Below are 14059 nucleotides of genomic sequence, written 5' to 3'. Positions count from 1 at the left end.
GCCATGCGACACCTACCCGATCTGTCCCGCCGCCGGCTCCTGATAGGCGGAGCCGCGCTCGGAGCGGGAGCCGTGCTCACCGGCTGCACGAGCAACGACTCGGGCGACGACGGCAACAACGCGCAGGTGAACACGGGCGACAACAACGCCAACGCGGCACCGGGCAAGCAGGTCTCCATCGGCTTCTCCGCACCGGCCGCAGACCACGGCTGGATCGCCGCCATCACCAACAACGCCAAGGCGCAGGCCGGCACGTACTCCGATGTGGAGTTCAAGACCGTCGAAGCCGGCGCGGACGCGGCGGCCCAGCGCGCCGCCCTCCAGACGCTCATCGCGCAGAAGCCCGACGTCATCGTGCTGCTCCCGCACGACGGCAAGGAGCTGAACTCGTTCGGCCTGGAGGCCATGCAGGCTGGCATCCCGGTCGTGAACCTGGACCGGGCGTTCCCGGACGCGAAGGCGTACCGGCTGCAGATCAAGGGCGACAACTACGGCATGGGCGTCTCCGCGGCGACCTACATCATCGAGCAGCTGAAAGCGAAGAGCGTCAGCGCCCCGGTGATCGGCGAGATCGCCGGCATGGACGAACTGGAGCTGACGCAGGAGCGTTCGAAGGGCTTCGCGGACACCCTGGCACAGGCCGGCTTCCGAGTGGCCAACCGGCGGGCCGCGCGGTTCACCGCCGACACGGGCCAGCAGGAGGCGGCAAGCCTGCTCCAGGCACTGCCCAAGATGGACGCGGTGTGGAACCACGACGACGACCAGGGCATCGGCGTGCTGGCGGCGATCAGCCAGGCCAACCGCAAGGAGTTCATCATGGTCGGCGGCGCCGGCTCCAAAGCCGCGATCGAGGCGATCCAGGCCGATAACAGCGTGCTGAAGGCGACAGTTACCTACAGCCCGTCGATGGCCTCCTCGGCGATCTCGCTGGCCCGCCTCATCGCCCAGGGGCGCGGCATGTCCGACCTGGTCGAGCTCCAGGTGCCGAAGGAGATCACCCTCGCCTCCGAGACAATCACCAAGGAGAACGCGGGCAACTACCTGAAGCTTGGATTCTGACATGAGTAGAGAGTTACGGATCGGCATGATCGGTTACGCGTTCATGGGCGCGGCGCACTCGCAGGCGTGGCGCACCGTGAACCGCGTGTACGACCTGCCGGTGCGCGCCCGCATGGTGGCGGTGTGCGGTCGCGACGAGTCGAAGGTGGCGGCCGCCGCGGTCCGGCTTGGATGGGAGGAACACACCACCGACTGGCGTGAGCTGGTCGCCCGCGACGACATCGACGTCATCGACGTGTGCACGCCGGGCGACAGCCACGCCGAGATCGCCATCGCGGCGCTGGCGGCGGGCAAGCACGTGCTATGCGAGAAGCCGCTCGCCAACAGCGTCGACGAGGCACGGGCGATGGTCGCCGCGGCCGAGCGGGCTCGTGCGGCGGGGGTGCGCTCGATGTGCGGGTTCAACTATCGCCGTACGCCCGCGGCCGCGGTCATGCGCCAGCTCGTCGAGTCCGGGCGGCTCGGCGTGATCCGGCACGTCCGCGCGGTCTACCTCCAGGACTGGATCGTCGACCCGCAGTTTCCGCTCGTGTGGCGGTTGCAGAAGGAGAAGGCCGGTTCGGGCGCGCTCGGCGACATTGGCGCGCACATCGTCGACCTGACCCAGTTCGTGACCGGCCAGCGGATCACCGGCGTGAGTGCGCTGACCGAGACGTTCGTCAAGGAGCGGCCGCTGCCGTCGGCGGCAGCGGGCCTGGCGGCCGAAGCGGACGGGTCGGGGACCGGACCGGTCACAGTGGACGACGCGGCGCTCTTCCTGGCGCGGCTGGAGGGCGGGGCGGTCGCCACGTACGAGGCGACGAGGTTCGCCACCGGCCGTAAGAACGGGCTCCGCGTCGAGCTGAACGGCTCGCTCGGCTCGGTGGCGTTCGACTTCGAGCGGATGAACGAGCTGGAGTTCTACGACTCCACGCAGCCGATACAGGAGCAGGGCTTCCGGCGCATCTTGGTGACCGAGCCCGAGCACCCGTACATGGAGGCGTGGTGGCCGCCCGGCCACGCGATCGGCTACGAGCACACCTTCACGCACGAGATGCGCGACTTCCTTGAGGCGGTCGGCACCGGTGTCGACCCGACCCCGTCGTTCGTTGACGCGCTCGGGGTCCAGTTGGTACTCGACGCCGTAACCCGCTCGGCGGAGAGCGATTCGGCGTGGACATCGGTGGCGCCCGCCCTGGAGCAGGTCGCCGCCTAGAGAACAGGTACGTGGGCGCGGTGGCGCGCGCCCACCCGGAGTTCCTCGGGCCCCGCCCGCGAGGGCCTGGACGCGGTTGCGCCCCGCGTCCAGGATCGGGCGGGTCCCGAGGTTACCCGAACACCAGAAGACCTTGGCGGACATGGCACCGCGCCAGGGGGTTGGGCACAGCGCTTCAAACCCCGGAGGGTTACATGGCTTCACCAATCAGACGGTGGGTATCCGTACTCGCCGCCGCCATCCTTACGACACCCCTGGCCGCCACCGCACCAGTGTCGGCCGCGCCGGCACCCAGTACCCCCAGCGACGAGACCCTGGTGACGCAGGAGAACGGCCCGGCCGCCCTGCGCTCCTCCGTGCGGGCACCCGAGACGTACCAGGTGCTCGTGTTCACCAAGACAGCCGGCGTGCGCCGGGACTCCATCGACAAGGGCGTCAACGCGATCCGGACGCTCGGCAACGCCAACGGGTTCACCATCGACGTGACCCAGAACTCGACCGCGTTCACCGACGAGAACCTGGCCAACTACCGGGCGGTCGTCTTCCTCAACACCACCGGCGACGTACTGTCGGGCGCCCAGGAGGCGGCGTTCGAGCGGTACTTCCGGGGCGGTGGCGGATATGTGGGCGTGCACGCCGCGGCGGAGACCGAACCGGACTGGACGTTCTACAACACGGTCGTCGGCACCAAGGTGGCGAGCGCGGCGCCGGTGTCGTCCGGGCTCATCGACGTCGCCGACCGCGCGCACCCGTCGACCGAGCCGCTCGCGCGCGAGGTGACCCTGAGCGAGGAGTGGTACAACTACACGACCAACGTCCGGGGCGCCTCGCACGTGCTGGCGACGGTGAGCGAGAAGAGCTTCACCGGCGGCACGATGGGGTACGACCACCCGATCGCCTGGTGCAAGGACTATCAGGGTGGCCGTTCGTGGTACACGGGCCTTGGCCACTCCACCGCCTCGTACGGCAACGGCGCGTTCCGCAAGCACCTGCTCGGCGGCATCCAATGGGCGGCCGGCGTGGTCGAGGGTGACTGTGGAGCCACGGTCATCGCCAACTACGAGAAGGTCACGCTCAACGACGAGCCGGGCGAGCCGATGTCGCTGTCGGTGCTGCCGGACGGCCGGGTGCTGCACAACACCCGTGGCGGCGAGATCCGGCTGTACGACCCGGCGACCGGCGCCAGCCCGGTGATCAACACGATTCCGGTGTACCAGCACGACGAGGACGGCCTGCAGACGCTCACGATCGACCCGAACTTCGCGCAGAACAAGTGGGTCTACGTGTACTACTCGCCGCGCCTTTCTACGCCGACCACCGACGCGCCGGCCACCAGCACCGACCCGACCGTCTGGGATCAGTACAAGGGTTACAACCAGCTCTCCCGGTTCAAGTTCGAACAGACGCCGACGCCGCACCTGGACCTGGCATCCGAGCAGCAGATCCTGCGGGTCGACGTCGACCGGGGCATCTGCTGCCACGTCGCCGGCAAGATCAAGTTTGACGGCAAGGGCCTGCTGTACCTGGTCACCGGCGACGACACGAACGCCGGTGGCTCCGACGGCTACGTGCCGATCAACGAGTCGCCGACGCAGGGACCCGGCTACGACGCGCAGCGCTCCTCGGCCAACACCAACGACCTGCGCGGCAAGCTGCTCCGCATCAAGGTCAAGGACGACGGCTCGTACTCGATCCCGGCCGGCAACCTCTTCCCCGAATCCGAGGACACGGACAACAAGACCAGGCCCGAGATCTTCCTGATGGGCCTGCGGAACCCGTTCCGGTTCGACGTGGACAGCAAGGGCATGGTGTACCTGGGCGACTACTCGCCGGACTCCCGCGTGCCCAACCCGGCTCGCGGCCCGGAGGGAACCGGCCGGTGGTTCGCCACCAACAAGGCGGGCAACTACGGCTGGCCGTACTGCTACTCACCGACCCTGCCGTACGTCGACTTCGACTTCGTCACCCGCACCTCCGGCGCGCCGTTCAACTGCGCCGCGCCGGTCAACAATTCGCCGCGCAACACCGGCCGCGGCGTGCTGCCGCCGGTCGAGCAGCCGCAGTTCTGGTACACGTACAACGCGCTCACCCCGTGCCCGCAGGCCTACCTGCAGACCCCGGCCGGGACGTGCGACTTCAAGTGGCCGGTCGTGGGCACCGGCGGCGTGGGCCCGCACGGCGGCCCGATCTACAAGTACGACCCCGAACTGGACTCGCAGACCAAGTTCCCGGAGTACTACCAGGACGCGGTGTTCTTCGGCGAGTTCACGCGGGACAAGATGTTCGTGATGCGCACCAACGGCAGCGGCAAGCTGGTGGGCGTCGAGCAGTTCCTGCCCGGGTTCGTCTTCGACAACCTGATGGAGATGGAGTTCGGGCCGGACGGCAACATCTACTTCCTTGAGTACGGCGACGGCTTCTTCCGGGCCAACCCGGACGCCCAGCTCGCCATGATCCGGTACGTGAAGGGCACCCGGTCGCCGGTGGCGAAGCTCAGCGCCACGCCCACCTCCGGCCAGGCGCCGCTGACCGTGCAGTTCGGAAGCGAAGGCACCTACGACCCGGACCCGGGTGACTCGATCTCGTTCGCCTGGGACCTCGACGGCAACGGCACGGTCGACTCGGCCGACCCAAATCCGTCCCACACGTACACCGCCAACGGCGTCTACACCGCGAAGCTGACGGTGACCGACTCCAGCGGCAAGACGGCGGTGCTGACCCGGGAGATCACGGTCGGCAACACCGCGCCGTCGGTCACGGTCACCTCGCCGGTGGCGGGCACGTTCTTCAACTGGGGCGACACCGTCCCGTGGACGGTGACGGTGACCGATCCGGAGGACGGGCCGATCGACTGCTCGCGGGTCAAGGTGTCCTTCGTTCTCGGCCACGACACCCACGGTCACGGCATGAGCGACCAGTACGCGTGCTCCGGCTCGTTCGTGACCCCGGCCGACGGCGGCGACCACGCGGGCGGCTACCTGTACGGCGCGGTCAGCGCGACCTACACCGACCTTGGTGCGAACGGGCAGCCCGCGCTCACCACGGTCGACCAGGCCGTGCTACAGACCCGGCGCCAGCAGGCCGAGTTCGCGCAGGTGCAGCAGGGCGTCACGGTCGCCAACACGGGTGACACCGGCGGCGGTCAGCACGTGACTGGTGTCGACGCCGGTGACCACATCGCGTTCAACCCGGTCAACCTGGCCGGCGTCGGCGCGGTGACCTTCCGGTACGCCAGCGGCGCGACCGCCACGGTGGGCACGCCGCGGGCCACGGTCGAACTGCGGTCTGGCTCGGCCACCGGCGCGCTGGTCGGCACGGCGACGCTCAACGCCACCAGCGGCACCAACTCCTGGGCGAGCACGACGGTGTCGCTCAGCGCCGCTGCCGGTACGCAACAGCTCTATCTGGTGTTCCAGCCGGTGTCCGGAGGTCCGACCACGAGCCTGGTGAACCTCAACTGGGTCGAGTTCGGGGCGGCGGCGCCGTAACGCAAGCGCGGGGGGCGATGGCCATCGCCTCCCGTTGCTCCGTCCGCCCGCCGGTCGGGTCCCGCGGCGGTGCCGGTGCCGCCGACTCCGGCGCGGTCGCGGTGGTGCCATCCCGGCTGGCGGGTGGACGGGGCCTGATACTGACACAAACAGTACAAAACGCTGGTATCAATGCAGGGGGAGGCGACATGGCGACGGGTGTATGGCTGGTCGGCGCGCGCGGTTCGGTTGCGGCGACGAGCATCGCGGGAGCTGCGGCGATACGCGCCGGCCTTGCCGAGCCCACCGGGTGCGTCACCGAGCTGCCCCAGCTCCAGGTCGCGTCCCTGCCGCCACTGGGCGACCTCGTCTTCGGCGGTCACGACGTCGCGGACACCCCGCTGGCCAAGAAGGCCGACGCGCTGGCCGCCGCGGGCGTGGTGCCCGCGCGGCTGGTCGCGGCGGTCGCCGGGGAGTTGGCCGCCGCAGACGCGGAGATCCGGCCCGCGCCCACCGCCGCCACCCAACGGGAGGCGGCAGCGCTCGTCGCGGCCGACATCACCGACTTCCGGGACCGCCACCGCCTGGAGCGCGTCGTCGTGGTCAATGTGGCGTCGACAGAGCCTCTGGTACAGCCACACCCCGCTCACGCCGACCTCGATGCCCTGGAGGACCAGCTCGGCCGTTCCGCTCCCGTGCTGCCACCCAGCTCCCTCTACGCGTACGCGGCCTTCACCGCCGGCTGCTCGCATGTGGACTTCACGCCGTCCACCGGCGCTCGGCTGCCCGCCCTGGCCGAGCTGGCCCGCCGGCGCGGCCTGCCACACGCCGGGCACGACGGCAAGACCGGCGAGACGCTGGTCAAGTCGGTGCTCGCGCCGATGTTCGCCATGCGCAACCTGCGGGTCCGCACCTGGTCGGGCACCAACCTGCTGGGCGGCGGCGACGGCGCCAACCTCGCCGACCCGGGCCCGAACGCCGCCAAGGCCAGCAGCAAGCAGCGCGTCCTGGCGGAGACACTCGGGTACGAGCCGCAGGGGCACACCCGGATCGAGTACGTGGACGACATCGGCGACTTCAAGACCGCGTGGGACCTCGTCACGTTCACCGGGTTCCTGGGCACCGCGATGCGGATGGAATTCTCCTGGCACGGCTGCGACTCGGCGCTCGCCGCGCCCCTGGTACTCGACCTGGCACGCCTGACAGCGGCGGCGCACCGCGCCGGACGCTCCGGACCCCTCACCGAGCTGGCGTTCTTCTTCAAGGACCCAATCGATTCGGGCGCCCTTGGCGGGAAGGTGCCGCACGGACTTGTCGAACAATGGGCCGCGCTCGCGGCGTTCGCGCGAGGGCTCGGCGATGCCTAGCTGGCGCGCGCTCGTCGACCTGGTCCGGGCGCCGGCCGCGCTCTCCGTCCCCGGCGACGTGGTCGCGGGCGCGGCGGCCGCCGGTACGCTCCGCCCACGCACGGCGGGCCTCGCCGCGGCCTCGGTCTGCCTCTACTGGGCCGGCATGGCCGCCAACGACTGGGCCGACCGCGAGCTGGACGCGGTTGAGCGCCCCGAGCGGCCGATCCCCTCCGGCCGGGTCACGCCGGCCCAGGCGGCCGGCGTCGCGGCGGGCCTGACGGCGGCCGGCGTCGGGCTGGCCGCGCTCGCGGGCGGGAAACGGGCGCTCACGGTCGCGCTGCCACTCGCGGGCACCGTGTGGGCATACGACCTCGCCGCGAAGAACACTCCCGCCGGCCCGGCGCTGATGGCCGCGTGCCGGGGGCTCGACGTGCTCCTCGGCGCGACGCCCGGCCGGGTCGGGCGGGCGGTACCCGCCGCGCTCACGGTGGCAGCGCACACGTACACGGTGACCGCGCTCTCCCGCCGCGAGGTCTCCGGCGCCGACCGGGCCCTGCCCGCCGCCACGCTGGCCGGCACCGCCGCGGTCGCGCTCGCCGCCGCCAGTCGGCGCGGCGCTGTATCAGTGAGCGCGCCGCCGTCCGCAGACGGCCACCAAGCGGAGGGAGCGCAGCGGCTGGCCGTCTGCAGGGCGGCTATCAGGCGCGCGAGCCGCCCGAGCGCGACGAGGGCCATAGGCATTGCGCTGGCTGCCTGGTACGCGGCCCGCTACGGCAGCGCGCAGGCGCGGGTGGCCGCGGAGCCGACGGCGGCGCGGGTGCGCGCGGCCGTGGGCGCCGGAATCACCGGGCTGCCACCGCTGCAGGGCGCCCTCGCCGCGCGAGCGGGTGCGCCGGCCGCCGGCCTCGCCGTCGCCGCGGCCGCTCCGCTCGCCCGCCACCTCGCGCGAAAGGTCTCACCGACATGAGAGCACCCCGCACACTGCGATTCGGGTACGGGACCAACGGGTTCGCCAACCATCGGCTGCCCGACGCGCTGCGGGTCATCGCCGACCTCGGTTACGAGGGCGTCGCGCTCACGCTCGACCACGACCACCTCGACCCGTTCGCGCCCGACCTGCCGCGCCGCACCGCCGAGGTGGCCGCGCTGCTCGACCGGCTCGGCCTGGCGGTCGTCATCGAGACCGGCGCGCGCTACCTGCTCGACCCGTGGCGCAAGCACGCGCCCACGCTGCTCGACGACGACCCGGCGCTCCGGCTGGACTTTCTGAGCCGGGCCGTGCGGGTCGGCGCCGACCTGGGCGCCGAGGCCGTGTCGTTCTGGTCCGGCGTGACACCGCCCGGCGTTCCGGACGCGTGGGACCGCCTCGTACGCGGCACCGTCTGCATCGTGGACGCCGCCGCGACGGCCGGGGTGACGCTCGGCTTCGAGCCCGAGCCCGGGATGCTGGTGGCCGACATCGCGGGCTGGCGCCGCCTGTACGCCGACCTGGGCAGCCCGCCCGGCTTCGGCATCACCCTCGACATCGGACACTGCCGCTGCCTCGAACCGCTGCCGGAGCCCGACTGCGTGACGACGGTCGCTGAGTACCTGGTCAATGTCCAGATCGACGACATGCGGCGGGGCGTCCACGAGCACCTGGAGTTCGGCACCGGCGAGATCGACTTCCCGCCCATCCTGCGCGCCCTGTCGGAGGTCGGGTACCGGGGCCTTGTCGCCGTGGAACTACCCCGGCACTCGCACGCCGCGCCCACCGTGGCCGCCCAATCGATCGAGTTCCTGCGCGCGGCGGCCGGCGACCCGTCGCGCGCAGCTCTGCTCGCCACTGTCGGAGAGGGGAAGAGCCGTGAAGACGCTGGCTGAGCTGCGCGCGGTGCTCGGGGAGCGGCCGTGGCTGGACGAGGCGGTCGCGATGATCCGGACCGAGCCCGGCGCCATCGGGCGGCTGTTTCCCGCCGCCGGCCGCAAGTGCGGGCGGGAGCCGCTGGCCGACGCGCCCGGCTGGAGCGCCGACGAGGCCGCGCGGGCAGTACTGCTGGGCGCGCTGCCGCCCGAGCGGACCGCCGCCGAGGTGCGTGAGGTGTATCGGTACGGGGACGCCGCGGAGAAGCAGGCGGTGCTCAAGGCGCTGCCGTTGCTGGCGATCGGCGGCGACGCCGTGCCGCTGTTGCAGGACGCGATCCGCACCAACGACACCCGGCTGGTCGCCGCCGCCCTGGGCCCGTGCTCCGCACACCTGGATGCGCCAGCATGGCGGCAGGCGGTGCTCAAGTGCGTGTTCATGGGCGTGCCGCTGTCTGTCGTGGACGGTCTCGACGTACGCGCCGACGCCGAACTGGCCGGCATGCTCGCGAGCTTCGCCGAGGAGCGCCGCGCCGCCGGCAGGGATGTACCGGCCGACGCGCTCGCCGTACTGGAGAGCCTGAGGGAGGGCTGATGCGCATCTTCGACCCGCACATCCACATGACCTCAAGGACCACGGACGACTACGAACGGATGGCGGTGGCAGGGGTACGCGCGGTGGTCGAGCCGGCCTTCTGGCTCGGGCAGCCGCGCACGAACCCCGGCTCGTTCGCCGACTACTTCGACGGGCTGATCGGGTGGGAACCGTTCCGCGCCAGCCAGTTCGGCATCCGGCATCACGCGACGATCGCGCTGAACCCCAAAGAGGCCAACGATCCGCGCTGCCGAGGCGTGCTCGACCTGCTTCCCCGGTACCTGGAAAAGGACGGCGTGGTGGCCGTCGGGGAGATCGGGTACGACTCGATGACGCCCGAGGAGGACGACGCCTTCGCCGCCCAGCTGGCGCTCGCGGTCGAGCACGAGCTTCCGGCGCTGGTGCACACCCCCCACCGCGACAAGGCGCGCGGCACCGAACGCAGCCTCGCCGTCGTCGACGAGTCCGGCATCGCGCCCGGCCGGGTCGTGATCGACCACCTCAACGAGGTGACCGTCAAGGTGGTCCGGGACACGGGCTGCTGGCTCGGCTTCTCCATCTACCCGGACACCAAGATGTCGCCGCCCCGGATGGTGGAGATCCTGCGCGAGTACGGGCTGGACCGGATGCTCGTCAACTCGGCCGCCGACTGGGGGCGCTCCGACCCACTGCTGACCCTCGCGACCGGCGAGGCGATGCTGGCGGCGGGGTTCAGCGACGATGACGTCGACCGGGTGCTGTGGCGCAACCCAGTCGAGTTCTACGGCCAGTCCGGCCGGCTGCAACTGTCGGATCTGGACGGTGCCGAGGCGACGTTCGCGGGCAACTCGATCCTGCGCGGAGGCAGCTGATGCATCTCAGCTACTGCACAAACGTCCACCCCGCCGAAGACCTCGACGGCATAGTGCGGCAGTTCGACGCGTACGCCGTCGCGATCCGTCGGCACCTCGACGCAGACGTGCTGGGTCTCGGGCTGTGGCTGGCCGCTCCGGTCGCCCGCGAGCTGGCGGGGGAGCCGGCGGCCCGGCGGCGACTACGGCGGGAGCTGGACGCCCGAGGACTGGAAGTGGTGACGCTCAACGGGTTCCCGTACGAGGCTTTCCAGGCACCGGTCGTCAAGCACGCCGTGTACCGTCCGGACTGGACGACCAGGGAGCGCCTGAACTACACGCTCGACCTGGCCCGGGTACTGGTCGACCTGCTGCCCGACGGCGCCGAGCGCGGCTCGATCTCCACGCTCCCGCTGGCGTGGCGCTCGCCGTGGGACCCGCACCGTGCGGCGGTCGCCGCACGGCACCTCGACGAGCTGGCCGCCACGCTGGCCACTCTCGACCGCCCCATCCGCGTCGGGTTCGAGCCGGAGCCCGGCTGCGTCGTGGAGACCACGGCACAGGCGGCCGAAGCGCTGTCCGGTGTGGACACCGATTGGCTGGGCGTCTGCCTCGACCTCGCGCATCTCGCGTGCGCGTGGGAAGACCCGGCCGAGGCGCTCGACCGGCTGGCCGCCGCCGGGCTGCCGGTGGTGAAGGTGCAGGTGTCCGCCGCGCTGGAGGCCGCCGATCCGGTCGGCGCGGCGGGCGTGCTCCGGCGGTACGCGGAACCGCGCTTCCTGCACCAGACGCGCTCCCCGGCCGGGGCGGCGGCGGACGACCTCGACGAGGCGCTCGACGCGCGGCTGCCCGGCCCTTGGCGGGTGCACTACCACGTGCCGCTGCACACCGACCTGGCCGCGCCGCTCACCTCCACCGTGCCGGTACTACGCGCGGCGCTGCGGGAACTGATCCGCCGGGACGCCTGCGACCACTTCGACGTGGAGACCTACACCTGGGGCGTGCTACCCGAGGGGGCTCGCCCGCGCACGGAGGCGGACGTCGCCGCGGGCATCGCATCCGAGCTCGCGTTCGCACGTAACGAACTACGGACGGAGGTCGCCTCATGACAACGAAACTGGTCGTCGTCGACGTCGTGGGGCTCACGCCGAAACTGCTGCGGCACATGCCGAGGCTGCGGTCGGTTGCCAGTAAGGGTTTTCAAGCACCGCTCGGTACGGTGCTGCCGGCGGTCACCTGCACCGTGCAGTCCACGTTCCTGACCGGGGCGCTGCCCGCCGAGCACGGCATCGTCGGCAACGGCTGGTACTTCCGCGAGCTGGGCGAGGTGCTGCTGTGGCGGCAGCACAACGCGCTCGTCGGCGGCGAGAAGGTGTGGGAAGCCGCGCGCCGGGCGGAGCCGGGCTACACGGTAGCCAACATCTGCTGGTGGTACGCCATGGGCGCCGACGTCGACTGGACGGTCACGCCCAGGCCCATCTACTACGCGGACGGGCGCAAGGAGCCGGACTGCTACACGTACCCGCCCGAGCTGCACGACGAGCTGACCGATGTGCTCGGACCGTTCCCGCTCTTCACGTACTGGGGCCCGGGTGCCGGTCTGCCGTCGTCGCGGTGGATCTGCCGAGCCGCCGAGCGAGTCATGGAGGTGCACGACCCCGACCTGACCCTCGTGTACGTGCCGCACCTCGACTACGACCTGCAACGCTTCGGTCCCGCGGCACCGCAAGCGGTCACGGCGGCCCGCGAGCTCGACAAGGTGCTGGCACCTCTGCTCGACGCGGCCGCCCGACGGGGCGCCACGGTGGTCGTGCTGTCCGAGTACGGCATCACGCCGGCGCGCCGCCCGGTCGACGTCAACCGGATGCTGCGCGCCGAAGCGCTGCTGCGGGTATACACACAGGACGGTATGGAGTACCTGGACCCGAGGACGTCCCGCGCGTTCGCGGTCGCCGATCACCAGATCGCGCACCTGTACGTGAAGGACCCCGCCGACGTGCCGCAGGTAGCGAAGCTGTGCGCGGCGCTTCCCGGGGTGGCCGACGTGCTCGACGAGCAGGGCAAGGCCGCACATGGGCTGGACCACCCGCGCTCCGGCGAGCTGGTGCTGGTGGCCGAGCCGGACGCCTGGTTCACCTACTACTACTGGCTCGACGACGGTAGGGCACCGGACTTTGCCCGGCTCGTCGAGATCCACCGCAAGCCCGGGTACGACCCGGCGGAGCTGTTGTTCGACCCGGCCGCGCCGGGCGCCGCGAAGAAGCGCGCGGCGGTCGCCCTGGCTCGCAAGAAGCTGGGCATGCGGTACCTGATGAACGTGGTCGGGCTCGACGCCGGCGCGCGGGCGGTGCGCGGCTCGCACGGCCGGCTGCCCGACGATCCCGACGACGCGCCGGTGCTGCTCTGCTCCGACCCGGCCGCCGCCCGCGACGCCCTAGCGGCCACCGAGGTAAAGGAGTTCCTGCTGGGCCTGGCGGGGATATGACTGTTTGTGGCGGCTGCGGGAGGCGGCGCATGACCCTGCTAACTGGCGCTCGCTCCGCTCGCGCGGGTCATGCGCCTTTTGTGCCTCCCTGTAGCCGCCAGTCGCTCCAGTCGCTGCGCTCCTTCCGCTTTGTGGCGGCTGCGGGAGGCGGCGCATGACCATCGAAGCGGCCCGGGAAACAGACGTGCGGGAGCTGCGTGAGCGGTTCGACGCGGTGCTCGCGGGCTTCATCGACCGGCAGGATCCACAGTGGCCAGATGGTGCGCCGCGCGGTGTGCTGGCCACGCTTCGCCGGTTCGTACTGGCCGGTGGCAAGCGGCTGCGGCCGATGTTCTGCTACTGGGGCTGGCGGGGTGCGGGGGCACCGGACAGCGACGGCGTGGTCGCCGCGGCCGCCGCGCTGGAGCTGTTTCACGCGTTCGCGCTGATCCACGACGACATCATCGACGGCAGCGACCGCCGGCGCGGCGAGCCCTCTGTGCACCGGGTCTTCGCCGAGCTGCACACCCGGTCGGCGTGGCGCGGCGACCCTGCCCTCTTCGGCCGCAACACGGCGCTGCTCTGCGGCGACCTGTGCGCGGCGTGGGCCGACCAGATGTTCCAGGAGTGTGGCCTGCCCGCCGGCCAGCTGCGGTCCGGGTACGCCGTTTTCGCGCACATGCGCACCGAGGTGATCGCCGGGCAGTACCTGGACCTGGTCTCCGGCGTCGGCGACGGCTCGGTGGCCAGCGCGCTCACCGTGATCCGGATGAAGGCGGCGCGGTACACGGTGACCCGGCCGCTACAGATCGGTGGCGGGCTGGCGGGCGCGGAGCCCGCCCTGCTCGCCGCGTACGCCGAGTTCGGCGACCCGCTCGGTGACGCGTTCCAGCTGCGCGACGACGTACTCGGCGTCTTCGGCGACCCGGCGGTCACCGGCAAGTCCGTCCTGGACGACCTCCGGGAGGGCAAGCCGACCGTGATGATGGCGCTCGCGCGCAGCCGCGCCGACCGTGCGCAGGTCGCCCGGCTGCGCGACCTCTTCGGCAACCCGAGCCTGGACGCGAGTGGGGCGGAGGAGCTGCGTGCGATCATCGTCGACACGGGCGCGCTCGATCGCATAGAGCAGATGATCCGTGTACGGGCCGAAGCCGCACTGTCTGCTCTGGAGTGCGCACCCCTTTCTACCGATGCTCAGGAAGCCTTGGCAGCTCTCGCTACTCAAACGGTTGATCGAAACTCGTAATAGGAAAGTTGT

11 protein-coding genes are annotated in these 14059 nt (G+C 71.3%); all 11 read left to right on the top strand.

Annotation, left to right across the window (positions count from 1 at the left end; genetic code table 11):
- Positions 1-3: 3 nt before the first annotated feature.
- The 11 genes from V6V89_RS16795 (at position 4) to V6V89_RS16745 (ending at position 14047) form a co-directional block, all read left to right on the top strand.
- The gene (locus tag V6V89_RS16795; protein ID WP_334620064.1) at positions 4-1059 is read left to right on the top strand and encodes a substrate-binding domain-containing protein; all 1056 of its coding nucleotides are present in this window, start codon (positions 4-6) and stop codon (positions 1057-1059) included.
- A 1-nt stretch (position 1060) separates the two neighbouring features.
- Positions 1061-2254, top strand: a complete 1194-nt coding sequence (locus tag V6V89_RS16790) for a Gfo/Idh/MocA family protein (protein WP_334620063.1) — start codon at positions 1061-1063, stop codon at positions 2252-2254.
- A gap of 194 nt (positions 2255-2448) precedes the next feature.
- Positions 2449-5742, top strand: a complete 3294-nt coding sequence (locus V6V89_RS16785; protein WP_334620062.1) for a ThuA domain-containing protein — start codon at positions 2449-2451, stop codon at positions 5740-5742.
- A 188-nt stretch (positions 5743-5930) separates the two neighbouring features.
- Positions 5931-7088, top strand: a complete 1158-nt coding sequence (locus tag V6V89_RS16780) for an inositol-3-phosphate synthase (RefSeq protein WP_334620061.1) — start codon at positions 5931-5933, stop codon at positions 7086-7088.
- Complete coding sequence (locus tag V6V89_RS16775; protein WP_334620060.1) at positions 7081-8037, top strand: SCO3242 family prenyltransferase; 957 nt, start codon at positions 7081-7083, stop codon at positions 8035-8037. Before V6V89_RS16780 ends, V6V89_RS16775 begins: the two co-directional genes overlap by 8 nt.
- A complete protein-coding gene (locus V6V89_RS16770) occupies positions 8034-8933 on the top strand; it encodes a sugar phosphate isomerase/epimerase family protein (protein ID WP_334620059.1) in 900 nt (299 codons plus the stop codon). The genes V6V89_RS16775 and V6V89_RS16770 overlap by 4 nt, the downstream gene beginning before the upstream one ends.
- Positions 8934-8982: 49 nt before the next feature.
- Entirely contained in the window at positions 8983-9507 is a 525-nt protein-coding gene (locus V6V89_RS16765; RefSeq protein ID WP_442935158.1) for an EboA domain-containing protein, read from the top strand.
- A complete protein-coding gene (locus V6V89_RS16760) occupies positions 9507-10358 on the top strand; it encodes a TatD family hydrolase (RefSeq protein ID WP_334620057.1) in 852 nt (283 codons plus the stop codon). Before V6V89_RS16765 ends, V6V89_RS16760 begins: the two co-directional genes overlap by 1 nt.
- The gene (gene eboE / locus V6V89_RS16755) at positions 10358-11446 is read left to right on the top strand and encodes a metabolite traffic protein EboE (RefSeq protein ID WP_334620056.1); all 1089 of its coding nucleotides are present in this window, start codon (positions 10358-10360) and stop codon (positions 11444-11446) included. The genes V6V89_RS16760 and eboE overlap by 1 nt, the downstream gene beginning before the upstream one ends.
- On the top strand, positions 11443-12822 hold the full coding sequence (locus V6V89_RS16750) for an alkaline phosphatase family protein (protein WP_334620055.1): 1380 nt from the start codon (positions 11443-11445) through the stop codon (positions 12820-12822). The genes eboE and V6V89_RS16750 overlap by 4 nt, the downstream gene beginning before the upstream one ends.
- 154 nt (positions 12823-12976) lie before the next feature.
- Positions 12977-14047, top strand: coding sequence for a polyprenyl synthetase family protein (locus V6V89_RS16745; RefSeq protein WP_334620054.1), 1071 nt, complete (start codon positions 12977-12979; stop codon positions 14045-14047).
- The last annotated feature ends 12 nt before the right edge of the window (positions 14048-14059 follow it).

It is taken from the genome of Micromonospora sp. CPCC 206061 (genome assembly GCF_036906915.1).
In the GTDB taxonomy this organism is placed as follows: Bacteria; Actinomycetota; Actinomycetes; order Mycobacteriales; family Micromonosporaceae; genus Phytohabitans.
The sequence above is the reverse complement of the archived record's forward strand: the minus strand, read 5'-3'. Positions and strand labels throughout refer to the sequence as shown.